This window comes from Streptomyces sp. NBC_01166 (assembly GCF_045039765.1).
Lineage (GTDB): Bacteria > Actinomycetota > Actinomycetes > Streptomycetales > Streptomycetaceae > Streptomyces.
The window spans coordinates 912506-938607 of record NZ_CP108613.1 but is presented as its reverse complement, the minus strand read 5'-3'; the positions used below and the strand labels follow the sequence as shown (position 1 = coordinate 938607).

At 71.2% G+C, this 26102-nt stretch carries 21 protein-coding genes; 15 read left to right on the top strand and 6 right to left on the bottom strand.

Going from position 1 to position 26102, the window contains the following annotated elements; genetic code table 11:
* Window positions 1-58: 58 nt before the first annotated feature.
* Both OG379_RS04535 and OG379_RS04530 read left to right on the top strand, forming a co-directional pair.
* A complete protein-coding gene (locus OG379_RS04535) occupies window positions 59-679 on the top strand; it encodes a TetR/AcrR family transcriptional regulator (protein ID WP_405668405.1) in 621 nt (206 codons plus the stop codon).
* Window positions 680-738: 59 nt separating this feature from the next.
* On the top strand, window positions 739-1206 hold the full coding sequence (locus tag OG379_RS04530) for a hypothetical protein (protein ID WP_405659526.1): 468 nt from the start codon (window positions 739-741) through the stop codon (window positions 1204-1206).
* A 198-nt stretch (window positions 1207-1404) separates the two neighbouring features.
* Here the strand turns inward: OG379_RS04530 and OG379_RS04525 are convergent, their stop codons facing one another.
* Window positions 1405-1785, bottom strand: coding sequence for an FKBP-type peptidyl-prolyl cis-trans isomerase (locus OG379_RS04525; RefSeq protein ID WP_405659524.1), 381 nt, complete (start codon window positions 1783-1785; stop codon window positions 1405-1407).
* A gap of 55 nt (window positions 1786-1840) precedes the next feature.
* Window positions 1841-2050, bottom strand: a complete 210-nt coding sequence (locus OG379_RS04520) for a hypothetical protein (RefSeq protein WP_405659522.1) — start codon at window positions 2048-2050, stop codon at window positions 1841-1843.
* 145 nt (window positions 2051-2195) lie between these two features.
* On the opposite strand from OG379_RS04520, the gene OG379_RS04515 reads away from it, so the two are divergent.
* Window positions 2196-3707, top strand: a complete 1512-nt coding sequence (locus OG379_RS04515; protein ID WP_405659520.1) for an FUSC family protein — start codon at window positions 2196-2198, stop codon at window positions 3705-3707.
* Between the two features lie 159 nt (window positions 3708-3866).
* Window positions 3867-4937, top strand: a complete 1071-nt coding sequence (locus tag OG379_RS04510; RefSeq protein WP_393756555.1) for a lactonase family protein — start codon at window positions 3867-3869, stop codon at window positions 4935-4937.
* Between the two features lie 81 nt (window positions 4938-5018).
* Here the strand turns inward: OG379_RS04510 and OG379_RS04505 are convergent, their stop codons facing one another.
* A complete protein-coding gene (locus OG379_RS04505; protein ID WP_405659518.1) occupies window positions 5019-5942 on the bottom strand; it encodes a sirohydrochlorin chelatase in 924 nt (307 codons plus the stop codon).
* Window positions 5943-6080: 138 nt separating this feature from the next.
* Window positions 6081-7073, bottom strand: coding sequence for an N-acetylglucosamine kinase (locus OG379_RS04500; RefSeq protein WP_405659515.1), 993 nt, complete (start codon window positions 7071-7073; stop codon window positions 6081-6083).
* 188 nt (window positions 7074-7261) lie between these two features.
* On the opposite strand from OG379_RS04500, the gene OG379_RS04495 reads away from it, so the two are divergent.
* The 4 genes from OG379_RS04495 (at window position 7262) to OG379_RS04480 (ending at window position 11477) form a co-directional block, all read left to right on the top strand.
* On the top strand, window positions 7262-7939 hold the full coding sequence (locus tag OG379_RS04495; RefSeq protein ID WP_393756549.1) for a uracil-DNA glycosylase: 678 nt from the start codon (window positions 7262-7264) through the stop codon (window positions 7937-7939).
* 298 nt (window positions 7940-8237) lie between these two features.
* The gene (locus OG379_RS04490) at window positions 8238-9458 is read left to right on the top strand and encodes a saccharopine dehydrogenase family protein (RefSeq protein WP_405659513.1); all 1221 of its coding nucleotides are present in this window, start codon (window positions 8238-8240) and stop codon (window positions 9456-9458) included.
* Between the two features lie 107 nt (window positions 9459-9565).
* Window positions 9566-11059 (top strand): APC family permease, encoded by a 1494-nt coding sequence (locus OG379_RS04485; RefSeq protein WP_405659511.1) that lies wholly within the window; start codon window positions 9566-9568, stop codon window positions 11057-11059.
* Window position 11060: 1 nt separating this feature from the next.
* Complete coding sequence (locus OG379_RS04480) at window positions 11061-11477, top strand: universal stress protein (protein WP_405659508.1); 417 nt, start codon at window positions 11061-11063, stop codon at window positions 11475-11477.
* Between the two features lie 27 nt (window positions 11478-11504).
* Here OG379_RS04480 and OG379_RS04475 read toward each other — a convergent pair whose 3' ends face one another.
* Both OG379_RS04475 and OG379_RS04470 read right to left on the bottom strand, forming a co-directional pair.
* Window positions 11505-12590: a WD40/YVTN/BNR-like repeat-containing protein gene (locus OG379_RS04475; protein ID WP_405659507.1), complete on the bottom strand. Its 1086-nt coding sequence runs from the start codon at window positions 12588-12590 to the stop codon at window positions 11505-11507.
* Window positions 12591-12780: 190 nt separating this feature from the next.
* Window positions 12781-13839: a LacI family DNA-binding transcriptional regulator gene (locus tag OG379_RS04470; RefSeq protein ID WP_405659505.1), complete on the bottom strand. Its 1059-nt coding sequence runs from the start codon at window positions 13837-13839 to the stop codon at window positions 12781-12783.
* 214 nt (window positions 13840-14053) lie between these two features.
* On the opposite strand from OG379_RS04470, the gene OG379_RS04465 reads away from it, so the two are divergent.
* From OG379_RS04465 to OG379_RS04435, 7 genes are all read left to right on the top strand, one after another.
* Complete coding sequence (locus OG379_RS04465) at window positions 14054-15298, top strand: extracellular solute-binding protein (RefSeq protein ID WP_393757112.1); 1245 nt, start codon at window positions 14054-14056, stop codon at window positions 15296-15298.
* Window positions 15299-15300: 2 nt separating this feature from the next.
* On the top strand, window positions 15301-16230 hold the full coding sequence (locus OG379_RS04460; protein ID WP_405659502.1) for a carbohydrate ABC transporter permease: 930 nt from the start codon (window positions 15301-15303) through the stop codon (window positions 16228-16230).
* A 4-nt stretch (window positions 16231-16234) separates the two neighbouring features.
* A complete protein-coding gene (locus tag OG379_RS04455) occupies window positions 16235-17134 on the top strand; it encodes a carbohydrate ABC transporter permease (RefSeq protein WP_405659500.1) in 900 nt (299 codons plus the stop codon).
* A 52-nt stretch (window positions 17135-17186) separates the two neighbouring features.
* Window positions 17187-19589, top strand: a complete 2403-nt coding sequence (locus tag OG379_RS04450) for a glycoside hydrolase family 3 N-terminal domain-containing protein (RefSeq protein WP_405659497.1) — start codon at window positions 17187-17189, stop codon at window positions 19587-19589.
* A gap of 140 nt (window positions 19590-19729) precedes the next feature.
* A complete protein-coding gene (locus OG379_RS04445) occupies window positions 19730-20833 on the top strand; it encodes an endo-1,4-beta-xylanase (RefSeq protein ID WP_405659495.1) in 1104 nt (367 codons plus the stop codon).
* A 446-nt stretch (window positions 20834-21279) separates the two neighbouring features.
* Window positions 21280-22815 carry a sodium:solute symporter family protein gene (locus OG379_RS04440; RefSeq protein WP_405659492.1) on the top strand — a complete coding sequence of 512 codons (1536 nt, stop codon included), beginning with the start codon at window positions 21280-21282 and terminating at the stop codon, window positions 22813-22815.
* A gap of 84 nt (window positions 22816-22899) precedes the next feature.
* Window positions 22900-26079 carry a glycosyl hydrolase 115 family protein gene (locus OG379_RS04435; protein WP_405659489.1) on the top strand — a complete coding sequence of 1060 codons (3180 nt, stop codon included), beginning with the start codon at window positions 22900-22902 and terminating at the stop codon, window positions 26077-26079.
* Window positions 26080-26102: the final 23 nt, after the last annotated feature.

The window sequence follows — 26102 nt, the reverse complement described above, 5'->3', positions numbered from 1 at the left end:
CGTGGAAGCCGCGCACGCCGGAGGGGCGCCGGACCCTGCCCCGGCCACCGCCGGAGCCGTGGCCGACGGTGGAGTCCGCCTCGGACGCCCGCCGCTGACGGAGCGCCGCAAGGCCGCGACCCGGCTGGAGATCGCCCGTGAAGCCGTGCGCCTCTTCGCCGTACGGGGTGTGGCCGCGACCACCGCCGAGGAGATCGCCGCCGCCGCGGGAATCTCGCAGCGGACCCTGTGGCGCTACACCTCATCGAAGGAGTTGTGCGTACGCCCCCTGCTGACCTACGCGCTCGACTTCGTCATCGCCCTCATGAGGTCGTGGCCGCGCGACCGGCCGCTGGTGGAAGCCGTCGTGGGGAGCCCGTCCTCGCACCCGGTCGCATCGGCGGGCCCCGACGCGGACGCCCTGCGCGACCTGGTCCTGCTCACCCGGACCGAACCCGGGCTGCGCGCCGTGTGGCTGCAGGTCCACCACGACGCGGAGCCGGCCTTCGCCGCGGTCATCGCCGAGCGGACGGGCCACGGGCCGGACGACCTCGAACCACGGGTGCAGGCGACCCTGCTGAACGGGGCGCTCCGCATCGCGGTCGAGCAGTGGGCGTGGAGCGCGGACCCGCAGCCGGCCGCGCTGTCCCGCACCATCCACCGCGCGCTGGGGATCGCCCGGTCCGGCCTGTCCGACTGAGCGCTCCCGCCCGGAGCTTCCGGACGTGTCCGCTCGCACTGCCCGTCGTTGACCAGGGCATGAACCTGCGGTCCATCCCCCTCGTGCTCGTCGCCCTGCTGGGCGCGGCCGGCTGCGTCTCCGTCCAGGCAGGAGCGGAGAGGCCGGCGTCCCCCGCCTCCGTACGTCCCGGAAACGCCCCCGCCGCACAGGCGTCCACGGTGCCCACCGCGCCCCCGGCCGTCCATGACGCCCTCGGGAAGACCGAGGAGGGGCCGGACCGTGCGGACGGTGGGAAGCGGAAGGAGGAGAAGGGGGCGCGTGCTCCTGCCCGGCGTGCGGACGTGGTCGCGCCCCCGGTGCGCCAGGAGGTGCGGAACCAGCCGCGACGTGCGGAGCCCGCCAGGCCCGGCCCGCGGCGCGGCGCGGGCACGCCCCACCGGGCGCGGCCGCGGCAGACGTACGACATGCGCACCGTCTGTGCGACGGGGCGGGGGGTCGCGTCCGCCGACATCGTCGACCTGTGCCGCACCACGTACGGCCGGTGACGGGGCATCACGGAGCGCGCGTGGGATCTGCGGAAGGCGTCCCGCGGGGGTTCGGCCCAGGCAGGGCACTGTGTCCGCCCGGACCGCCGCCCGCTGCTTCCGCACTCACCCGCGACGGCCGGCCTCATCGGGCGCCCCGGCCGTCGGCCGGTGGACCGGGCTGGGTTTCCGGGCGGAGAGCCCGCGCAGCAGAAGGCCTCAGGCTGCGACGGAGAGCAGGTCCACCACGAAGACGAGTGTCGAGCCCGCCGGGATCAACGTCGAGGGTGACTGGTCGCCGTAGCCGAGGCGCGGGGGAACGATGATCTCGCGCCTGCCGCCGACCTTCATCCCTCTGATCCCGCGGTCCCAGCCCTTGATGACCTTGCCACCGCCCACGGCGAACTTGAACGTCCGGCCCCGGTCCCAGGAGGTGTCGAACTCCTTTCCGGACCCGTAGGTGACCCCGACGTAGTGGACCTGGACCACCCTGCCCGGCTTCGCCTCGAGCCCGTCCCCGACGACGAGGTCGCGGATTGTCAGCTCGGTGGGAGCGTCACCCTCCGGGAGGTCGATCTCGGGCTTCGTCAGTTCACTCATCGCAGCCTCATTCGCTCGCCGCCGGACACCTTGTACGGACCGGCCAGGCGCATGGTCACTCCATGCAGTAGATCATCATGCTGCCGTGAACGCTGATCTCCTTGAGTGCATCAAGCCCGAAGGTGCACGACGCGCAGCGTGACCGGGGCCGGTCGATCTCGCTGACGAGGACCGCCGCCTCGCCGACGAAGACTGCGCGGCTCTTGACCGTGGCTGGTCCGTTGGCTCTCCTGTGGCCGAGCGATGCCAGTCCTTTGTGGGCCAATGGCCCAGTGTATTGGGCGTCGGTTGAACCATCAGACCCCATAGTGCTGAGATGGAGGTATCAATGGCGCTGCGGGTCCCCCGGGGATCTCCGCGGCGCCTTTCTCATGTCTGTGCTGGTCTGTGTGCGAAAGGTACGGGGCAACTTGCTGAAGAGGGCGTTCGTGGCACCGGATCCGGGACAGATACGGCTGCGGTTCGCTTCCCGGGCTGTGCTCGGCATCGGGCTCGCCGTCGCGCTGTGCGGGGCCGCCGGGCACTCGCTGGCGGCGGCCGTCACCGGTGGCCTGGCCGCGCTGCTCGCACTGTTCACGGTGACCGACGCGACGGTGCGTGGGCAGGCGATCACGACCGCCTTCCTCCCCGTCGTCGGCCTCCCGGTTCTCACGCTCGCCGCCGTGCTGCACGACGTGCCCGTCGCCCGCGACCTGGCGTTCCTCGCCGTCGTGGGGGCGGGGGTGTACGCGAGGCGGTGGGGACCTCGCGGGCACTCGCTGGGCGTGTTCGGCTTCATGTCCTACTTCTCCGCGCAGTTCCTGCACACCGTGCCCGGCCAGCTGCCCGAGCTGTACGCGGCCGTGCTGCTGTCGCTCGTCGCGTCGTCGGCGGTGCGGTTCGGTGTGTGGTGCTACGAGCGGCGGCTCGCGGCCCCCGTGGCGGTCGCCCTCCCTGCCGGGGCATCCGGGCTCGCGCGGATCACGACGCGGCAGGCCGTGCAGGCGACAGTGGGAGCGGGGTTCGCGCTCGCGGTGGGGCAGGTGCTCTCCGACCAGCGTTGGTACTGGGCTGTCGGCGCCACCTGGTGGGTGTTCGTGGCCACGACCTCGCGAGGCGAGACCGTGGTCCGCGGGTTCCGGCGATTCCTGGGCACGGTGCTCGGGATCGGTTTGGGTTTCGCCGTGGCTGTGCCGCTGCACCATGAGCCGGTCGTGGCCGCCTTGGTCGTGGCGATCAGTGTGTTCGGGATCTTCTACACCGCCGCTGTCTCCTACACCTGGATGATGCTGGCCGTGACCGTCATGGCGAGCATGCTGTACGGGCTGCTCGGCGTGCTCGACACGGGTCTGCTCGTGCTGCGGGTGACCGAGACGGCGGTCGGGGCGCTCGGCGCCGTACTGGCGGTGCTGTTCGTGCTGCCGGTGACCACGCACTCGGTGACCGAGGCCTGGGTGGAGCGGGCGCTCCGATGCGTGCACACGTGCACGGCGGAGGCCGCCGCCCGGCTCGCCGGGAGCGAGGACGCCGACCCACCCGGGCGCGTCGTCGAGCTGGAGGCGATCCTCGGCCGGGTGCGCTTGTCGCTCGCGCCGCTGGTGCACCCGCTCAACCCGCTGAAGGCCCGCAAACGACGGGCGCGGCAGGTGCTCGCGCTGCTCGACGACTGCGTACGCGAGGTGCGCGGCCTGGCCTCCGTCGCTGCCGACCCCGAGGCCTCGCACGACGTCCGGCTCGCCGCGGCCTGCTGGCGGGTGGAGGCGGCCGTCGAGGCCCTCACCGATGCGCCGGCCGTCGGGCGGCACCTCCGACCCGACGACATGGCGGCTACGGAGCCGACGGGCGCCGAGCAGATGCTCGCCCACCTCCATGCGCTGGAGCAGGCCCTGCTCGAACTCGCGGTGCCCCTCCGCAGGTCCCGCCGGATCACGGCCGGCGCCTGAGCCGTCACGCACGGCGGGATCGTCGGGCATCACCCCGGCTCGCCCCCCCGCGCTCCGCCGATCGGCAGCCTGACGCCCCACGTTCAGGCCCGGACCGGGAAACGTCGCCTGCTACCGTCGGCCGGGAAGATCGTGACGGACGCGAAGAGGGGTAGCGGGATGGGCGCCGACGAAGAGAAGCGGGCATTCATAGGGTCGTTCACGTCGGCGGGCGGACTCGGCGTCAGTGTCGCCGCCGTCGACCGGGACACCGGAGCGCCGTCCGTGCTCGCGTCCACGGACGCCGTCGCCGACCCCTCCTTCCTCGCCGTCGGCCGTGCTCCCGGGACGGGCGACCCCGTGCTGTACGCGGTCAGCGAGACCTCCGAGGGCGCCGCCGCGGCCTTCGGTATCGACGACGACGGCACGCCGCGGCTGATCGGCGAGGTACGGCCGGTCGGCGGGGGCAGCCCGACCCACCTGACCGTCTCCGCGGGGCACCTCCTGACGGCCAACTACGGCTCCGGGAGCGTCACCGCGCTGCCGGTCCGGGACGACGGCTCACCCGGCCCGGCGGCCGGGGTGCTGCGGCACGAGGGCCGAGGTCCCGACGAGGGCCGCCAGTCGGGCCCGCACGCGCACCAGGTGCTGGCCGACCCCTCGGGGAACTGGGTGCTGAGCGTGGACCTCGGTACCGACTCCGTACGCGTCTGCGCACTCGACCCCGCCACCGGCTCCTTGCGGCTGCACGCCGAGACGGCACTGCGGCCGGGGACCGGACCGCGCCATCTCGCCTTTCACCCGTCCGGGGGACATGCGTACGTCCTGAACGAGCTCGAGCCGACGGTCACCGTGTGCCGCTGGGACGCAGCGGGAGGTCTGCTCGAACCGCTCGGGGAGACGCAGGTGCTGCCGCACGACCACGACGAGGGCGCCGGCGTGCGTACGTACCCGTCGGAGGTGGTGGTCTCGCACGACGGCCGGTTCCTGTGGACCGCCAATCGCGGCCATGACAGCATCTCCGTCCTCACACTCGACGAGACGGCCGAGAAACTCGTCCTGGCAGCGGCTGTGGGCTGCGGCGGACGCTGGCCCCGCGATCTCACCCTCGACCCCACCGGGCAGTGGCTCTACGCCGCAAACGAGCACTCCGGGAACGTCAGCTGGTTCGCCGTGGACGCGGAGACGGGAATCCCGGCACACGCGGGCTCCATCGAGGTTCCGGCCGCCTCCTGCGTGGTCTTCGCCTGACGCCCGGCCCCGCGACGGCCTGCGGCGCGGACCGGCGTGAACCGGTCCGCGCCGCATCGCCCGGCACTTGTGTGGCGCGGATCAGTGCGCCTGCGCTCCCTGGGGAGTCTCCGGGGTGATGCCCAGCGTCGTCGCGTACAGCGAGAGCACCAGCTTGCCGATGGCCGGGTACGCGCCGAGCGGCTCGGCGGTCGAGCAGCCGGCCTCCTTCGCGGCGGCGTCCAGCAGCCCCGGGTCGATCTCCGGGCCCACCAGGTACGGCGCGAGCGCCAGCTGCGCCGAACCGGAGTTCTGCAGCTGAGCGGCGATCGAGGCGACCGAGCCCTCCACGTCCAGGGCCGCGGCCATCACGGGCACGGCGAGACGGGCGGCCAGCAGCATGCCGGTGATCCCGGCGGCCTGCACGGCCTCCTCGCCACCCACCGTGGCCAGCACGATGCCGTCGGCCGCGGTCGCCACGGTGAACAGCCTCGCGCGGTCGGCGCGCGCCAGACCGGCCTCCGAAAGGCGTACGTGCAGTGCCTCGGCGAGCAGCGGGTGCGGACCCAGTACGTCGGTCAGCTCGGCCTGCGTGCCACTGTCCATGACGGCCTGCCGTATGCGCCGGATCAGGGCGCTGTCCGGGCCGGCGAGCAGCGGCACCACGACGGCGGACGGGCCCGAGGGCGCAGCGACCTCGCGGCCCGCGGCGACGGCCTGCTCGTAGCGCGCGGTGCGCTCGGCGGCGACATGGGTGAGCGCGGAGACGAGAGTGGGAAATTCGGCGTCGTCGCCGTCGAGATAACCGATCTGCGCGTTCAGACCGGGCAGCTCGGAGCGGGCGATGCTGATCACTTCCTCGGCCAGGCTGCGCGAGGCCGGGGAAGGGGTACCGGGAAGGGCGAGAACGAGCGCGGCAGCGCCCTCAGGTGCGACCACGGGCTCCGGGCGGCGGTGCCGTCCGGACTGGCGAGGTCGCGGCATTCGTACAGGCAGGCCGGAAGCGGGCCCAGTGGGGGTGCTCATGGCGCCGCATGCTACTGGTTTTGGGTGCCCCTCTGTTCGGGGAGGGGGCCGTCAGGCGTTATCTGTCCGTATATGTCTGTTGAGTGGCATAGCGGGCAACTGACCTGCTCTGTCCGGACGGACGACCGCTCGAATCGTCTAGGTTACTCCCGGTACGAAGAGCAGTGAAGGGTGGGCCGGGAGTCGCAGCCCCGGTCCTGCGAGGGCGCGGGCGATCTCCAGCGCACCGTGCAGCGGATCACCCTTCGCCGGAACCACCCGTGCCTGCGGGACCTGCTTCGCCAGCTCGGCCCGCAGCGGGCCGAGAAGAGGCTCACCCATGCGGAACAGCCCACCGGTCAGAGCGACTTCGCACCCGTCAGGGCTGGAGCCGGTGGGGCGGGGACACACCGCTGCCGCTGCCTCGGCGATGTGGGCCGCCGCCTCCCGCAGGATGCCCGCCGCGACCTCGTCCTGGAGGGCGCAGGCCCCGACCTCGGGGGCGAACGAGGCGAGCAGCGCCGGACGGTCCGTACGCGGATAGAGCAGGCCCGGAAGGCCGGTGGCCGGACCGAGGACCGCCTCCAGCCGTGTCAGCAGCGCGGACGACCCTCCGCGGCGGCCGTCGTGGGCCCGCATCGCAGCATCGAGTCCCGCCCGGCCGATCCAGGCGCCGCCGCCGCTGTCGCCCAGCAGATGCCCCCAGCCGTCCGCCCTGTGCCACGACGTCAGATCGGTGCCGAGTGCGATCAGGCCCGTGCCACCCGCGACGACCGCTCCGGGCCGCTGTCCCAGCGCTCCGGCGTACGCGGTCACCGCGTCGGCGGCCAGCGCCACCCGCCGCACGCCCAGCGAGCCGGCGAGCGCGTCCGGCAGCAGAGCGCGCAGCTGTTCGCCGAGGGTCGCCATTCCCGCGGCCCCGATCGCGGCGGCGACGACGGTCGCCCCGGGACCCGCCTGCTCCAGCAGCCCGCGTACGGCGGGCAGCAGCTGCTCCAGCAGGTGTCCGGCGTCTATGCCGTCCGTCCCCGTCCGCACCGGCTCGGCGCAGGCGACGGTCAGCGCCGGGTTCTCCGCCTCCACCGGCCCGAGGGCCACGCGGAGCCCTGACCCGCCCGAGTCGACGCCGAGGACGAACGTGCCGGCGCTCACGGCAGCCGCCGGGAGGCCCGACCGCCGGAAGCCACGGGCAACGCTGTCTGCGGACGAACGCCTGCGCGCCTCATGGCTGGACTCCGGGGGGATGGAGGACTGACGACGACCGGCACCCTATCGCTCACGCCCGTCCATGGGGGACCACATGATCACTCCGGCCCGTGTAGGCCGGTAGAGTGACGGGTGTGGCAGCGCGACCGTTGAGCGAACTTGTGGAGCCCGGCTGGGCCGAGGCGTTGGGGCCGGTGGCCGACCGGGTCGCCGCGATGGGGGATTTCCTCCGTGCGGAGATCGGGGCGGGCCGCACCTATCTCCCCGCGGGGAAGAACGTGCTGCGCGCCTTCCAGCAGCCCTTCGACGAGGTGCGCGTCCTGATAGTGGGTCAGGACCCCTACCCGACACCGGGCATGGCCATCGGTCTCAGTTTCGCGGTGGCGCCCGACGTGCGACGTCTGCCGGGAAGCCTGGAGAACATCTTCAGGGAGCTCCACTCCGACCTGGGCCTTCCCCGGCCTTCGAACGGAGACCTGACGCCCTGGACGCAGCAGGGCGTGCTGCTGCTCAACAGGGCACTCACCACGGCTCCCGGGAAACCCGCCGCACACCGTGGCAAGGGCTGGGAAGAAGTGACCGAGCAGGCGATCCGCGCCCTGGCCGCCCGGGGCAAGCCGATGGTCTCCGTGCTGTGGGGGCGGGACGCGCGCAATGTGCGGCCGCTCCTCGGCGATCTGCCCGCGATCGAATCCGCCCATCCTTCCCCCATGTCCGCGGACCGCGGTTTCTTCGGCTCGCGGCCTTTCAGCCGCACCAACGACTACCTGCTGCGCGCCGGGGAACAGCCCGTGGACTGGCGCCTGCCGTGAGCGGTGCCGGGCCGGACATCCTGCTTCACCGTCACCCTTCGTCATCCTTCCGCCCCCGGGGGCGGACACTCCGCTGACAGCGGTGGCCGGGGCCGCGTCCCGACGAGCCGGGAGCTCGCTCCTCGCCGCCGGGCGCCCGTCCGGGTGGGCGCCCCGGGACGGATAGCCCGGACGCGGGACACCGCCCGGACGGCTGCCCGCCGCCGGGCGCCCCGGCTGTTAGCGTCCCCACTCCACCGGACCGGCCGGCCCGGCTGGAGCCGTTGCCGCGGCAGAAGCGGCAGAGGAGTGGTGTCCGATGCGTGTCCTCCTGGTCGGCGCGGGTGGCGTGGGCACGGCGATCACAAGGATCGCGGCCCGGCGGCCCTTCTTCGAGCACATGACGGTCGCCGACTACGACATCGGCCGGGCCGAGAGCGCCGTCGCTGCCCTCGGGGAGCGCGGGGACCGTTTCGACGCGGTCCGGCTGGACGCGTCCGACCGGTCAGCCGTGCGAGCCGCTCTCGCCGGACACCGCTGCGACGTCCTGCTCAACGCCACCGACCCGCGTTTCGTCATGCCCTTGTTCGAGGCGGCTCTCGCCCATGGCGCGCACTACATGGACATGGCCATGTCCCTCTCCCGGCCGCACCCGTCCCGCCCGTACGAGGAGTGCGGCGTCAAGCTCGGCGACGCGCAGTTCGACCGGGCGGCCGAGTGGGAGGCCACCGGGCGGCTCGCGCTGGTCGGGATGGGCGTGGAGCCCGGGCTCTCGGACGTGTTCGCCCGGTACGCCTCCGACGAACTGTTCGACGAGATCGAGGAGATCGGGATCAGGGACGGCGCCGACCTGACGGTGGAGGGCTACGACTTCGCCCCGTCCTTCAGCATCTGGACCACCATCGAGGAGTGTCTGAACCCACCGGTCGTCTACGAGGAGGGGCGCGGCTGGTTCACCACCGCCCCCTTCAGCGAGCCGGAGGTCTTCGACTTTCCCGAGGGCATCGGGCCCGTCGAGTGCGTCAACGTCGAACACGAGGAGGTACTGCTCGTCCCGCGGTGGCTGAAGGTCCGGCGCGTCACCTTCAAGTACGGCCTGGGTGACGAGTTCATCGGGGTGCTGCGCACGCTGCACAAGCTGGGTCTCGACCGTACGGACCCCGTGTCGGTGAAGAGCGGTGCAGGGAACGCCGACGTCTCGCCGCGTGACGTGGTGGCCGCCTGCCTGCCCGACCCGGCAGGACTCGGCGAGCGGATGCACGGGAAGACGTGCGCGGGCACCTGGGTGAAGGGGAGCAAGGACGGGCGGCCCCGGGAGGTCTACCTGTACCACGTGGTCGACAACCAGTGGTCGATGCGCGAATACGGCTCCCAGGCCGTGGTCTGGCAGACGGCGATCAACCCCGTCGCCGCGCTCGAACTCGTCGCGAGCGGCGTCTGGGGCGGCAGCGGAGTGCTGGGGCCGGAGGCCATGCCGCCGAGGCCGTTCCTCGACCTGCTGACGGAGTACGGCGCCCCGTGGGGCATGCGCGAGCAGTGACAGCCGCGATGCCGGCCCGCCGGACATGCGCACCCGGAAGTACGTCCATAGCATGTGGAAGAAAACATTCCGCCTTCTCTTCAGGCCTGTGACCCGAGCGAGGGAACATGGCGAAGGACCCTGCCGGATCCGCCCCACCGGCAACCTTGAAGCCGAACGCGATCGGCTTCGTCGACGCGCTGGTCATCGGACTGAACGCCACGTCCCCTGCCTATTCGGTGGCGGCCGTCATCGGCCCGATCGTCGCGCTCGTCGGCATCTACGCACCAGGCGCGCTCTTCGCGTCCTTCGTGCCGATGCTGCTCATCGCCTCGGCCTTCTACTACCTGAACAAGGTCGACCAGGACTGCGGGACGACGTTCTCCTGGGTGACGCGCGCCCTGGGCCCGTGGACCGGCTGGCTCGGCGGCTGGGCGATCGCGATGACCGGTGTGCTCGTGGTCGGGTCACTGGCGGACATCGCCGTCAGCTTCGGGCTCCTCGCCGTCGGACTCGACAGCTGGGCAGAGAACACTTTCGTCCGCCAACTGCTCACCGTGCTCCTGATCATCGTGATGACCGGGCTGTGCGTCATCGGGACCGAGCTGTCGGCCAAGGTGCAGAACGTCCTGATCCTGGCTCAGGTGGCCTTCCTCCTGGTGTTCGTGATCGTCGCGCTCTACCGGGTCTACGCGGGCACCACGTCCTTCGACTCGGTCAGACCCTCGGCCGAGTGGCTCAACCCCTTCGGGGCGGGCGGCGCGGCCCTCACGAGCGGGCTGCTGCTGGGCGTCTTCATCTACTGGGGCTGGGAATCGGCCGTGAACCTCACCGAGGAGGTCGAGGACTCCGCGAGTGCGCCAGGAAAGGCCGGCGTGTGGTCGACGGTCATCCTTCTGGTCACCTACCTGTCCGTCGGCTTCGCCGTCGTCGCGTTCGCCGGAACGGCCTATCTGTCGGAGAACGCGGGGGAGGAGGAGTTCGTCTTCGCCCTGCTCGCCGGCGAGGTCATGGGGGGCTGGGACTGGATCGTGCTGCTCGCGGTCGCGACGTCCGCGCTCGCCTCGACCCAGACCACCATCATCCCGGCGTCGCGCACCGCACTGTCCATGGCCCGCCGCCACGCGCTTCCCGCTCACTTCGCCCGTATCAGCCCACGGTTCCGGACCCCCGACGTGAGCACGTGGTGGGTGGCCGCCATCGCCATCGCCTGGTATCTCGTCGTCAGCCAGGTCAGCGAGAACGCACTCTTCGACTCCCTGACCGCACTGTCCCTGCTCATCGCCTTCTACTACGCGCTCACCGGGGTGGCGTGCACCGTCTACTACCGCCGCCATCTGACGGAGAGCGTGCGCAACTTCTTCCTCGTCGGCCTCGGTCCGCTGGTCGGAGCCGGGCTGCTCACCTGGCTGCTCGTCAGGTCGGTCATGGACATGTCCGACCCGGCGAACTCCTACAGCGGGACCTCCTGGTTCGGGCTCGGTCCCCCTCTCGTCATCGGCATCTGCATCAGCCTCGCCGGTGTGGTGCTCATGGTGGTGCTGCGATTCCGGTCGCCGGCCTTCTGGGCCGAACGCCGAGGTGTGGTGGACCCAGACCTCGTACACGGCAAGGAGCCCTGAGATGTCCGTGGTCCTCGGATACGACGAGTCGCCGGGTGCCGCGCGTGCCCTGGAGGCGGCGATCGAGGTGGCCGCCGCGTTCGGCGAGCGGCTGGTCCTGGTCTACGGGGCGGCGCCGCCCGGTCCTACCGGCGAGGAGTACCGCGCCCACTACGAGGCCATCCGCCAGGCCGGGCGCACCGGGCTGGAGCGCGCCGTCGCCTCGGCCGAGGAGGCCGACGTGCCGACCACGGTCGAGGTCATCGACCTGAGTCCGGCACAGGCGCTGATCGAAGCCGCCTCGCGCCACGGAGCGAGAGTCATCGTGGTGGGCAGCTGGGGCGAGAGCCCGCTGCGGGGTGCGCTGCTCGGCTCCACCCCGCACAAGCTCCTGCACCTGTCGACCGTTCCGGTGCTCTGCGTGCCGACCGAGGAATGATCCGGCGGGCGGTGACACGGCGCCTGGTCAGCCGATCACGGCTGCCCGCACGCACAGCACGTCCGGCAGATGCGAGACGAGCTGCTGCCAGCTGTCGCCGTCGTCCGCGCTCGCGTACACCTCCCCGTTGCGATTGCCGAAGTAGACGCCGGCCGGGTCCGCGTCGTCCGTGCAGAGCGCGTCGCGCAGCACCGTCCCGTAGTGATCGCCGTCCGGAAGACCGCGGGTCAGCGGCTCCCATGTCTCGCCCGCGTCCTGCGTGCGGTACACCCGGCAGCGGTGTCCGGCGGGGACACGGTCGGCGTCGGCGTTGATCGGGAAGACGTAGAACGTGTCCGGACGGTGAGGGTGCGCGGCGGCGGCGAAGCCGAAGTCCGAGGGCAGGCCGGAGCCGATGTCCTTCCAGCGCTTCCCGCCGTCGTCGCTGCGGAACACGCCCCAGTGGTTCTGGAGGTAGAGCCGGTCGGGATCGGTCGCGTCCCGGGTGACCTTGTGCACGCACTGACCGAACTCGGGATCGGGGTCCGGCAGGAAGACGGCGGAAACCCCCTTGTTGGAGGGAGCCCAGCGCTCACCGCCGTCCTCGGTACGGAACACGCCCGCGGTGGACACGGCGACGGTCACCGCCCGGGCGTCCCTCGGGTCGGTCAGGATGGTGTGGAGGCCCTCGCCGCCCCCGCCCGGGACCCACTGGGACCGGGTCGGGTGCTCCCAGAGCGGGCGGACCAGTTCGAAGGACTCGCCCCGGTCGTCCGACCGGAACAGCGCGGCCGGCTCGGTCCCCGCGTAGACGACGTCGGGGGCCTCGGGGCCTGCGGGGTGCAGCTGCCAGACCCGCTCCAGCGACGCGTCGGTGAACTGCGGGAACTTCACGGCAGGCTGCTTCGGCTCCACCCAGGTGGCACCCAGGTCGTCGGAGTGAAAGACGGAAGGGCCCCAGTGCGCGCTGTCGCCGCCGACCAGCAGCCGGGGCGCCTTCCCGCGGGTGTCGATCGCGATCGAGTAGATCGCCTGGGCGTTGAAGTGCGGATCGCCGAACTCCCATGTCCCGCCGCGTCTGCGGCCGAGGAAGAGCCCTTTGCGGGTGCCTACGGTGAGCAGTACATCGGTCATGACAAGACCTCCCGAGACGCCGTTGTGCCGGATACGGGTCAGTCTGCACCCCGCCACTGACAACGGCCCGCAACGACGGCACCCGCCCAGGTCACAGCGGCCATGGACGCGCACAGCCACCGGCCGGCCCGAGCCTCACCGGTGGCTTACGGCCTCCCCGTCGCCCGGTCCGCGGAGTCACGGCCACCGCTCAGCGTGCCGGCGGGGCCGTGCTGCTGCGCACCACCAGGCTCGTCGCCAGGTCGACCCGGGTGGTCGCCGGCTGCCTGCCCCGGCCCAGGTCGAGGACCAGCCGGGCGGCGGTCTCGGCCATCTCTATGAGCGGCTGGCGCACCGTGGTGAGCGGCGGTCCGATCCAGCGGGTGAGCGGCAGGTCGTCGAAGCCGACCACACTGAGGTCCTCCGGGATCCGCAGTCCCAGCTCGCGCGCGGCCTCGTAGACACCGAGTGCCTGCAGATCGTCCCCGGCGAAGATGGCCGTGGGCGGTTCCGGCAGGCGCAGCAGCTCCAGGGCCGCCGTATAGCCGCCCTCGTGGTTGAACTCGCCCTCCCGGACCAGCTCGGGGTCCATCGGAACGCCCGAGGTCTCCAGGGCGGCGCGGTAACCGTCGATCCGGGCGCGGCTGCACATCATGCGGGCCGGTCCGCCGATGACGCCGATCCGCCGGTGGCCCAGCCCCGTCAGATGGCGGGTCGCGGCAAGCCCGCCCTGCCAGTTGGCCGCCCCGACCGACGGGATGTCGTCACCCGGGTCGCCCGCCGGATCGACGACGACGAACGGGATGGAGCGGCTCGTCAGCTGGGCACGCTGCGCAGCGTCCAGGTCCGAGAGCACCAGGATCACCCCTGCCGGCCGGCGCGCCAGCACGCCGTCCACCCATGTCTGGCCCGGGGTGAGCCGGCCCGCGCTCTCCGAGAGGACCAGGCTCAGGCCCTCCTCCCTCGCGACGTTCTCGACGCCCCGGACGACCTCCATCGCCCAGGCGCTGTCCAGCTCGTGGAAGACCAGGTCGATGAGCTGGGACTGCTGGGAGGCGCCACGCCTGCGGCGGTAGCCGTGCCGCAGCAACAGCTCCTCCACCTTCGTGCGCGTACCTGGGGCGACATCGGCGCGGCCGTTCAGCACTTTCGAAACTGTCGGAGCCGAAACTCCGGCCGCTCGGGCGATCTCTGCCAGCGTGGCGGTGCTCTCCGACGACTCGTCGACGGGCGCCTTCTCCTGTTGGGGCTGGACCTTTGCAGGGCTCATGCACGAATCGTAGCTCCCCCACAGCTCCGGACAGGCGTCCGGGCAAGGTTGGTAAATCCTTGCTCCTGCCCTCTTGACGCGCCCGAAACACGACCGTACGGTTCCGGCAACATTCGAAAGGCACGCCGAAACATTCGACAGAGGTGCGGTCATGCGGTCGGGGATATTCACTCAGGGCACACGTACGACGAGATGGGCCGCGGCGGGCGCGGCGATGGTCATGGCCGGCGTGCTGGCCGGCTGCGGCTCCGGCGGGGGCGGGAGCGACAGCGGGACCATCACCGCTTACGTCTACGGGGACGACGCGGTCAAGGTTCAGCAGGCGGCGGTCGACACGTTCAACAAGACCTCCAAGGTCAAGGTGAAGCTGGTTCCGGTCCCCGGCGCCGACTACGTGAACAAGCTGCGCAGCGCCATGGGCTCGCCCAGCGCCCCGGACGTCTTCTTCAACTGGGGCGGCGGGTCCATCAAGCCGTACGTCGACTCCAAGGACCTGGTCGATCTGACCTCGACGGTCAAGAACGACGCCACGCTCAAGGACGGCTTCATTCCGTCGATCATGACGGCCGGCGGTCTCGAAGGGAAGGTCTACGGGGTGCCCATGCGCGGCATGCAGCCCGTGATGCTCTTCTACAACAAGACCCTCTTCGCCGAGCACAAGATCGAGCCGCCGAAGACCTGGGAAGACCTCCAGGCGGCGATCAAGACCTTCAAGGCCGCCGGAATCATCCCCTTCGCCCTCGGCGGCTCGGAGAAGTGGCCCGAGCTGATGTGGATGGAGTACCTGCTGGACCGGATCGCCGGCCCCGACGTCTTCAAGAAGATCCAGGACGGCGACACCGAAGGCTGGGGCGACCCCGCGGTGCTCAAGACGGCGCAGACCGTCAAGGAGCTGATCGACCAGGGCGCCTTCGGCAAGAACTTCAACTCCGTGGACTACGGCAGCGGAGCGGCGCCGACACTGCTCAGCAAGGGCAAGGCCGCCATGCACCTCATGGGTTCGTGGGAGTACTCGACGCAGTTGGGCAAGGCCCCCGAGTTCGCCAAGAAGGACCTCGGCTGGACCGCCTTCCCGACCGTCGCCGGCGGCGTGGGGGACCCCGCGAACGTGGTGGGCAATCCCACCAACTACTGGTCGATCAACGCCCGGACCAAGCACAAGGACACCGCGATCGCCTTCCTGAAGGCGATGGCGTCGAAGACCTACGCGCAGGCCCTCGTCGACAACGGTGACGTACCCACCACGTCCAACGCGGCCTCGATGCTGAGCGGTTCACCCAACCCGGAGTTCGCCACCGACCAGTACGAAATGGTGCAGAAGGCCCCGAGCTTCACCCTCTCGTGGGACCAGGCGCTCGAATCCCAGTACGCCACGCCACTGCTCACGGAGATCAGCAAGCTGTTCGCCGGCAAGACGACCCCCGAGCAGTTCGTCGAAGCAATGAAGGCCGCAAAGTAACGATGTCCCACCACACTCCGGTCGCGAAGAGCCACGGAGACAGGAAGGCGGCCGTCGGCAACGTCGGCCGCCCGCCGGTCGCCTGGGCCGTTCCCGGCATACTCTTCTTCGCCGTCTTCGCGATCGTCCCTCTGGCGATCGCCGTCTATCTCTCCTTCTGCGAGTGGGACGGGCTCGACTCCCCGGTCTTCACCGGCCTGGACAACTGGACCCGGCTGTTCAAGGACTCCGAGTTCGGCCAGGCAGCCTGGCTGAGCCTCCTGCTCACCACGATCAGCTGGCTCTTCCAGACCCCGGTGGCCCTGCTGCTCGGTGTCTGGGCCGCGGGCCGCCAGCGCAGCCGCGCGTTCCTGTCCGCGGTCTTCTTCATCCCGCTGCTGCTCTCCACCACCGCCATCGCGATGCTGTTCCGCGCCCTGCTGGACCCCAACTTCGGTGTGATCCAGACGATCGGGCCCTGGCTCGGCATCGACCCCAACGTCATGGGATCGTCCACCGGCGCCCTGCTCGTGGTGGCGTTCGTCGGCGGCTGGCAGTTCATGCCCTTCCACACGCTGATCTACCAGGGCGGTGCCCGGCAGATCCCGGAGGTCCTCTACCAGGCCGCCTCCATCGACGGCGCGGGCATGCTGCGGCAGTTCTTCCACATCACCCTGCCGCAGCTGCGCCACACGATGACGACCTCGTCGATCCTGATGATCGTCGGCTCGCTGACGTACTTCGACACCGTACTCATCATGACCAAGGGCGGCCCCGGCACGGACACGACGATCCTGCCCTACCTGATGTACCGGACCGGCTTCCAGACGTACGACCTCGGCTACGCGGCGGCCATCGCCACGGCTCTCGTCGTCGTGGCCACCAGCATCTCGCTGATCATGGTCCGCCTCAGTGGCTTCGGGACCATGCGGTCAACCCGGGAAGGTATGTGACGAGATGTCGATCGACACCCGCCCCGCTTCGCCGCGGCAGCGCACGACACCCACCCCGCCGCGCCGCGGCCGCCCGGTCCGCCGGCGCAGGTCCCTGGGCAACCCCGTGGCCGGCATCGGCTCGCTGATCTGGCTCGTCATCGTGCTGGTGCCGCTCTACACGCTGGTCTCCGCGTCGCTGATGCACCAGGACGAGGCGCTGAACGGCGACCCGCTGGCCGTCCCCTCGGATCCGACGCTCGACAACTACAACTTCGTGCTCGACAGCGGGTTCCTCTCGCTGATCGGCAACACCGCGATCGTCGCCGTGGCCACGGTCGCCATCGTGCTGGTGCTCTCCGTCCCGGTGGCATACGTGGCGGTGCGCACCCGCAGCCGGCTCTCGTCGCTCGCCTTCCGGACGTTCCTGCTCGGTGTGGCGATCCCGGCGCAGGCGGTGATCGTGCCCCTGTACCTGATGATCGGCAAGATGGGGCTGTACGACACCCTGTGGGCGATCATCCTGCCCACCGCGGCCTTCGCGATGCCTGTCGCGGTCCTCGTGCTGAGCGGCACGATGCGCGACGTCTCGGAGGAGATGTACGAGGCGATGGCCCTCGACGGTGCCTCGCCCGTGCGCATGCTCTGGCAGCTGGCGGTGCCGCTGTCCAAGGCCGGGATCAGCACGGTGGCGATCTTCTCCGCCCTGCAGGCGTGGAACGGTTTTCTCTTCCCGCTGATCCTGACGCAGTCGGAGGAGCAACGGGTGCTGACGCTCGGACTGTTCAACTTCATGAGCCAGTTCGGCGTGAACATCCCCGCGGTACTGGCGGCGATCATCCTCTCCGTCATACCCATCTTCGCCGTGTACCTCGTGGCGAGGCGGGCGCTGATCAACGGCCTGATGGGGGTGGGCGGCAAATAGCACATCGACGCCGCTCCGGACCACCGCACTCATGAGAGGAACCCCTGCCGCCATGGCAATCCACCCCGCCCCGCACACCCGCCGGGCCGACCCGCCCACCACCGCCGACGGCCCGTGGAGCGACCCGTCGTTCAGCCCCGAGGAGCGGGTGGCCGACCTCGCGGCCCGTATGACCCTAGAGGAGAAGGCTGCCCAGCTCTACGGAATCTGGGTGGGCGCCGACGCGGAGGGCGACGGAGTCGCACCGCACCAGAACGACATGGTCGACCCGGTCGACTTCGAGGACATCACCACGCGTGGACTCGGCCAGCTCACGCGCCCGTTCGGCACCGCGCCGGTCGACCCCGGCGTCGGCGCGGTCTCGCTGGCCACCGCGCAGGCCAGGATCTCCGCGGCGGGCAGGTTCGGGATCCCCGCCCTCGCCCACGAGGAGTGCCTGGCCGGCTTCACCGCCTGGGGCGCCACCGCCTATCCGGTCCCGCTCGCCTGGGGCGCCGCCTGGGACCCGGAGCTGGTCGCCGAGATGGGCCACCGCATCGGCAGCGACATGCGGTCGGTCGGTGTCCACCAGGGCCTCGCCCCGGTCCTGGACGTGGTGCGGGACCTGCGCTGGGGCCGCGTGGAGGAGACGATCGGCGAGGACCCCTACCTCGTCGCGACCATCGGTACGGCCTACGTCCGGGGCCTGGAGTCCTCCGGGGTCGTCGCCACGCTCAAGCACTTCGCGGGCTACTCGGCGTCGGCCGGCGCCCGCAACCTCTCCCCGGTCCGGGCCGGTGCCCGGGAGATGGCCGATGTGATCCTGCCTCCGTTCGAGATGGCGATCCGTGACGGCGGCGCCCGCTCGGTGATGCTGTCGTACGCCGAGATCGACGGCGTACCCGTGGCCGCCGACCCGTCGCTGCTCACCGGACTCCTCCGCGACACCTGGGGGTTCACCGGCACCGTCGTCGCCGACTACTTCGGCATCGGCTTCCTGGAGACCCTGCACAAGGTGGCCGCGGACCGCGGCGACGCCGCGCGCCTGGCCCTCACCGCGGGCGTCGACGTGGAGCTGCCCACCGTGCGCAGCTACGGTGACGCCCTGGTCGCCGCCGTACGCGACGGACTCGTGGCGGAGGAACTGGTGGACCGTGCCCTGCGCAGGGTCCTGCTGCAGAAGTGCGAGCTCGGCCTGCTCGATCCGGACCGGAAGGTCCTGCCCGCCGTGCTCAACGGGGTGGATCCCGGGCAGGCGCGCGGCACGGTGGACCTCGACCCGCCGCGGAACAGGGCCCTGGCCCGGCTGCTCGCCGAGCGGTCCTGTGTCCTGCTGGCCAACCCCGAGGCCGTGCTCCCGCTGAGCGGCACCGGACGGATCGCGGTCGTGGGGCCCCGCGCCGACGACCCGCTGGCCATGCTCGGCTGCTACTCCTTCCCCAGCCACGTCGGGGTGCAGCACCCAGAGGCAGCCATGGGCATCGACGTGCCGACCGTGCTGGAGGCGCTCCGTGAGGAGTTCCCCGGTGCGGGCATCGACTACGCGCAGGGCTGTGACGTGGACGGCACGGACGCCTCCCGGATCGAGGAGGCCACCGCTCTGGCGGCCGGGGCCGACGTCTGCGTGGCCGTGCTCGGCGACCGGGCCGGGCTCTTCGGCCGCGGTACCTCCGGCGAGGGCTGCGACGCGGCCGATCTGGCGCTGCCCGGTCTCCAGGGCGAGCTCCTCGACGCGCTGCTCGCGACCGGCACCCCGGTCGTCCTCGTCCTGCTGACGGGACGGACGTACGCACTCGGCGGTCGTGCGGACCGGCTGGCCGGCTGTGTGCAGGCGTTCTTCCCCGGTGAGGAGGGCGGCCCGGCGCTCGCGGGCGTGCTCTCGGGGCGGGTCAACCCCTCCGGGCGTCTGCCCGTGAGCGTGCCCAACGGTGCGGGCGGCCAGCCGTGGACGTATCTGCAGCCGCCGCTCGGCCGGGCCAACGGGGTCAGCAACCTGGACCCGACCCCGCTCTATCCCTTCGGTCACGGGCTCTCGTACACCTCGTTCGCCTGGGAGGCCGGTGCCGACGTGCCGGCCGACCTTCCCACCGACGGCGAGACCGACCTCGCGGTCACCGTGCGCAACACCGGAGACCGGGACGGGGCCGAAGTGGTCCAGCTCTACGTCCACGACCCGGTCGCCCAGACCACGCGCCCCGAGGCGCGGCTCATCGGGTACGCCCGGGTGGAGCTCGCCCCGGGGGAGTCCCGGAAGGTCAGCTTCCGATTCCACCCGGACCTGGTCTCCTTCACCGGGGCCGACGGGCGCCGGATCGTCGAGCCCGGCGACCTGGAGCTGCGCCTCGCCACCTCCAGCGACCTGGCCGACGTCAAGCACACCGTACGGCTGCGTCTCACCGGCCCTGAGCGGACCGTCGATCACCGCCGCCGCATGGTGTGCGCCACGTCCGTCGACTCGCTGATCGCCCGGGTGTGACGTGCGGGGGCCTCGGCCCCCGCACACCCGCCCCGCGCACCCTCCGGGGGCGGGGGGCGGTGTCGAAACTTTCGAAGGCCACCTCGGCGCGCCCGGGCGCAGGCTTCGCGTCCCCGCGTCACCACGGAAAGGTACCTGTCATGCTCAAGGCAACTCGTTCGGTCGCGGTCGGCTCGGCGGCCGCCGTCCTCCTGGTCTCCGCGTTCACCCTCTCCAGCGCCTCCGCCGCCGGCAACGACTCCGGACGGCAGGGCGGAAAGGGTCACAGCGCCGCCCCGCGGAGCCTCGGCGACCTCGGCCGGAAGGCCGGACTGCGCATCGGGACGGCGGTCGACACCTCCGCCCTGGCCGAGGACGCGCCCTACCGGGCCAAGGCCGCGGGGGAGTTCTCCTCCGTCACCGCCGAGAACGTCATGAAGTGGGAGGTGGTCGAGCCGCAGCGGGGGACGCACGACTGGGCCGCCGCCGACGAGCTCGTCGACTTCGCGAAGAAGAACGGACAGCTGGTCCGCGGCCACACCCTGGTCTGGCACAACCAGCTGCCCGCATGGCTGAACGAGGGCGACTTCACCACCGCCGAGCTCCGGGAGATCCTGCGCCGGCACATCACGGACCAGGTCACGCACTTCAAGGGCGAGATCTGGCAGTGGGACGTCGTGAACGAGGCCTTCAACGACGACGGCACGCTGAGGGACAGCATCTGGCTGCGGAAGCTCGGCCCCGGCTACATCGCGGACGCCTTCCGCTGGGCCCACCGAGCGGACCCAAAGGCCCGCCTCTTCATCAACGACTACAACATCGAGGGCGTCAACGCGAAGAGCACGGCCCTCCACGAGCTGGTCACCGAGCTGCGTGAGCAGCACGTGCCCGTCCACGGAGTCGGCATCCAGGGCCACCTCGGCGTCCAGTACAGCGCACCCCACGACATCGCCGACAACATGCTGCGCTTCGACCGTCTCGGCCTCGAGACCGCGATCACGGAGGCGGACGTCCGGATCCCCATGCCGGCCGACAGCACGGAGCTCGAGGCCCAGGCCGAGGGCTACGCCGTCCTGCTGCGCGGCTGCCTCCTCACCCCGGGCTGCAACGACTTCACCGTCTGGGGCTTCTCCGACACCTACTCCTGGGTCCCGGACACCTTCCCCGGCGAGGGCGCGGCCAACATCTTCGACGAGAACTACGTCCCCAAGCCCGCCTACAGCACCCTGCGCCAGACCCTGACGCTCGCCGCGGGCCGGCACTGAACCACACACCACCACAGGCACGGAGAGGTGCGGGACGACGACGGATCTCCGGAACACCACCGGAGTGCGCATCACTCCGGTCGTCTTCCGGGACCCGGCCCCGCGGAACGCGGTCGGTGTGCACGAGTCCTGCGCACTGCGGGCGATCGCGAGATCGTGCTGCCGGACCGTCACCGGGGCGGCCTGCACCGCTCCGGGCTCCTCTCCGGGATCCGCGGCACCTTCGGCATGGGGCTGTGTGCACTCCGACCCGCACCTGGGCATCCGCCCGGCCGCGATGACCCACCCGGCGGCTGCCACGCCGACGACCGCGCAACCGGGACGACACCGGCTGCATGAAGCGGATCGGCCCCTCGTACGAGAGAGGACGCCCCGCCGGTAATCCGCCCGGGCCGCCGGTTCCCCGCCGCGCGGCCCCGGTCACGTACGCACATCGAGGAGTTCTGATGGCCCCGCTCGACTGGGCCGCCCTGGGCGGCTATTTCCTGGTGATGCTGCTCATCGGCCTCTGGTCGCACCGCCGCGTCGGCAACGTGAGCGACTACTTCACCGGAGGCGGCCGGATGCCGTGGTGGCTCTCCGGCATCTCGCACCACATGTCCGGCTACAGCGCCGCCGTGTTCGTCGCCTACGCCGCCATCGCCTACAGCTACGGCATCACCGTCTACGTCTGGGCCTTCCTGCCGCTCGCCTTCGGTACCGCGGTGGGCGCCTGGCTGTTCGCCCCGCGCTGGCAGCGGCTCAGGCAGCGCTACGCGGTCGCCTCGCCCCTGGAGTACCTCGCCAAGCGCTACAACGTGCCCACCCAGCAGGCGCTCGCGTGGAGCGGCGCGCTGCTCAAGGTGTTCGACGTGGCCGCCAAGTGGGCCTCCGTGGCCGTGCTGCTCAACGTGTTCACCGGCATGTCGATGACCACCGGCATCCTGATCACCGGCATCGTCACCCTCCTCTACTGCACCGTCGGCGGCCTGTGGGCCGACGCGCTCACCGACTTCGGGCAGTTCGTCATCCAGGGCGCGGCCGCACTCGCCATGCTCTGGGTCGTGCTGGACCGCCTCGGCGACGGCCTGGCCGGCCTGGGCACCATCTGGCACAGGCTGCCCGAGGGGCACGGGCAGCCGCTCGTCGGTCCGTACACCGCGACCTTCCTCGGCGCGTACGTCGTCGTGAAGCTCTTCGAGTACAACGGCGGCATGTGGAACCTGGCCCAGCGCTACATGGCCACGGACTCCCCGAAGGCGGCCCGCCGTTCGGCCGGGCTCTCCGCCCTGCTGTACGTGTTCTGGCCGGCCGTCCTGCTCTTCCCGCCCGTCGCCGCGGCCGTGCTGCTGCCGGACATCGCGGACCCGGAGAAGGTCTACGCGCTCATGGCGGAGTCGTACCTGCCCGCCGGGCTCGTCGGGCTGACGCTGGCGGGGATGTTCTCGCACACCATGGCGATGGCTTCCTCGGACGCCAACGCGGTCTCCGCGGTGGTCACCCGCGACATCATCCCCGCCGTGGTCCGCCGCGCCCGGGATCTCCCCCCGGCGACCGGGCTGCTCGTCGCCCGGGTGTGCACCGTCGTCTTCATCGGCGTCAGCATGATCGTCGCGATCGAGGCGGACCACTTCGGTGGTGTGCTGGGCATCATCGTCGGACTGGTCGCGGCCGTGATGGGCCCCATATCGATTCCGATGCTGCTGGGGCTGCTGCCCGCCTTCCGCCGGTTCGGGCCCCGGGCCGCACTGTCCTCCTGGGCGCTGGGGATGCTCGGGTACCTCCTCGTGAAGTTCGGGCTGGACAGCACGGACCAGACGCTCGTGATCGTCACACCGCTCGTCACCTCGCTGGTGGTGTACATCGTCGTCGGGCTGATCAGCCCGGAGCCGGACGGCACCGCCGACGCCATCGTCGCCGCGCTCTCGCCCGGCCCGGGCGAGGAAGGCGGACCGGCGCCCGCAGCCCGGCGGCCCGCAGCCGCGCCCGCCGTCACCGACTGACCTCGCGGCGCCCGCACCGCACATCTGCCAAGGGCTCACGCCCACTCAATTTGTCATGAGTGTGAACAAAATGGGGAGAGCGACATGGACAAGCACACCAGCCGCAGAGCGGTCCTCGGGGCCGGCCTCGGCGTCACGGCACTGGCGGCGACGCCCCTCGGGTCGCTGATGGGGCTGACGGGGGAGGCCGCGGCGACGCCCGCCGGCTCGGGGCGCTCCCCGGGGGTGCGCCCCACCGACCCCGGGGCGTACATCTCCTTCACGCCACGCTCCGGTGCCTTCCCCCTGGTCAGGGCCGGCAAGGCGGTCCCGGTCGTGGTCAGCGACAAGGATCACGACGGCGTTGTCCGGGTGGCAGGCGACCTCCGGGACGACATCGAGCGCGTCACCGGCGTGCGCCCCGCGCTCTTCCGGAACGAGGCGCCCCGCGCCCGCGAGATCGTCCTCGTCGGCACCATCGGCCGCAGTCCGCTGATCGACGGCCTGATCGCCGCGGGCAAGCTCAGGGTCTCCGGGATCGCGGGCACGTGGGAGACCAGCCTGCAGACGGTGGTGGAGAAGCCGCTGCCCGGAGTGGAGCGCGCGTTCGTCATCGCCGGCAGCGACCAGCGCGGCACGATCTTCGGCGCGTACGACGTCTCCCGCGGCATCGGGGTCTCGCCCTGGTACTGGTGGGACGACGTCACCCCCGTCCACCGCGACGCGCTGTACGTCCTGCCCGGCCGGTACAGCCAGGGCACCCCCGCCGTGAAGTACCGCGGGTTCTTCATCAACGACGAGAACCCTGCGCTCGGCACCTGGGCACCCGCCTTCTTCGGCCCCGGCAAGGCGCCCGGCTTCGAGGGCGGCTTCAACGCCGCCTTCTACGCCAGGATCTTCGAAGTGATGCTGCGGCTCAAGGCCAACTACCTCTGGCCGGCGGTCTGGGGCCGCGCCTTCGCCGAGGACGACCCGGAGAACCACGCCACCGCGAAGGCCTACGGGGTCGTCATGGGCACCTCCCACGAGGCGCCCATGATGCGGGGCATCGAGGAGTGGAACCGGCACGCCGTCGCCGCTGTCCGCGACAGTGCGGGAAACATCACCGAGCCGGGCCACGACCCGTACGGCGGCACCGGCGAGTGGTCGTTCCGCCGCAACGCCGAGGCCATCAAGGCCTACTGGCGTCAGGGCGTCCGCCGCATGGCGGACGAGGACTTCGAGGGCGTGGTCACCCTCGGGATGCGCGGCAACGGCGACGTCAGCCTGCCGGACGGCGACGGAATCGACCTGATGACGGAGATCATCGCCACCCAGCGTCAGATCCTCGCCGAGGAACTCGGCGAACAGGACGCCGTCCCGCAGGTCTGGACCCTTTACAAGGAGGTCCAGCACTACTGGGACCGTGGACTGAGGGTGCCCGACGACATCACCGTCGTCCTCACCGACGACAACTGGGCCAACGTCCGCAAGCTGCCGGACCTGAAGAACGATGCCCGCAGCGGCGGTTACGGCCTCTACTACCACTTCGACTACGTCGGGGTGGGGCGCAACTACAAGTGGGTCGACACCGCCTCGCTCCCCAACATGTGGGACCAGCTCCACCAGAGCGCGGCCTACGGCAACCACGGCCTCTGGGTCACCAACGTGGGCGACCTCAAGGGCAACGAACTGCCCACCCAGTTCTTCCTGGAGTACGCCTGGGACCCCGACCGCTGGCCTCTGGAGGCGCTCCCCGAGTGGGAGGAGCGTTACGCCGCGCAGAACTTCGGCGAGCGCCGGGCGGAGGAGATCGCCGAGATCCTGCGTACGTACGCCCGGCTGCAGTCCCGCCGCAAGCCCGAGCTGCTCAACCGGAAGATCACTCTCGATCCGGCCAAGGACCCGGCCACGGACTCCTCCGCCATCGTCTACGACGACCGGGCCACGCCCTTCAGCATCGTCGACTACCGCGAGCTGGAGCGGGTCACCGAGGACTGGCAGCGCCTCGACGCCGCCGCCGAACGTGTCCGGCGGAGCCTGCCGGCGTCCGCGCAGGACGCCTGGTACGAGCTCGTCGGCTACGCGGTCCGGGCGACCGCCAATCTGTACGCCCTGCGGGAGGCGGAATTCACCAACCTGCACTACGCACCCCAGGGCCGCGCCCTGACCAACCAGCTCGCGGCGACCGCCGAGGCGGGCCTGGCCGAGGACTTCGCACTGGCGCGCCGCTTCAACACCGAGGTGGCCGACGGCAAATGGGAAGGCTTCCAGACCCAGCCGCACATCGGCTACGGCGATGTGGACCGTTACGGCCCCAACGCCCCCTGGCAGCAGCCCGAGCTGAACAACGTGGCGATCGCGGACGAGATCTTCCCCGCCGTGCGGCGCATCGAACTCCCGCGCAGGGCCGAGATGGGCGTGGCCGTCGACGGCTCGTCCGACTGGTGGCCGGCGTCCGGCGCTGAGGCCGTCCTGCCCGTCTTCAGCCCCTACCAGAGCCAGCCCGCGCAGTACGTGGAGGTGTTCAACCGGGGCAGCGAACCCTTCGACTTCCGCATCCGTACGGGCGCCTCCTGGCTGGTCGCCGACCGGACGCGGGGCAGGGTGGACGCCCAGACCCGGGTGACCTTCCGGGTCGACTGGTCCCGGGCCCCGAAGGGCGTCACACGGGTTCCCGTCACCGTCTCCGGCCCCGGCGGCAGGGAGGTCACCGTCCGTGCCGTGGTCGACCGGCCCCGGCTGGAGCGGTCACAGCTCAAGGGGTTCGTCGAGGCCAACGGCTACGTCTCCATCGAGGCCGACCACTTCCACCGGGCGGTCGGCAGGGAGGGGATCTCCTGGCGCCGCCTGCCGGGCATCGGCCGTACCGGATCGGGCATGGAGCCCTTCCCCGTCACCGCGGCACGGCAGACCCCCGGCGGCCGGGGGCCCCGGCTGGAGTACCGGGTCAGCCTGTTCACCACCGGGCCGGTGACCGTCTGGGCGTATCTGTCGCCCCGCAACAGCGCCCTGGCCACCGACGGACTCACGTACGCCGTCTCCTTCGACGACGACGCCCCGCAGTCCGTCGACATCACCGAGGTCACGGGGTCGGACGACGGCACCATGAACACGCAGTGGGCCCGCAACACCTCGGACAACGTCAACCGCACCGGCACCGCGCACCACATCGGCAGGGCGGGCGCCCACGTACTGAAATTCTGGATGGTCGACCCGACCGTGGTACTCCAGAACCTCGTGGTGGACACCGGCGGCCTCAAGCCCAGCTATCTGGGCCCGCCGGAGAGTCTCCGGCTGAGCTGACCGGAGCGGGACGAGGAGGCGGC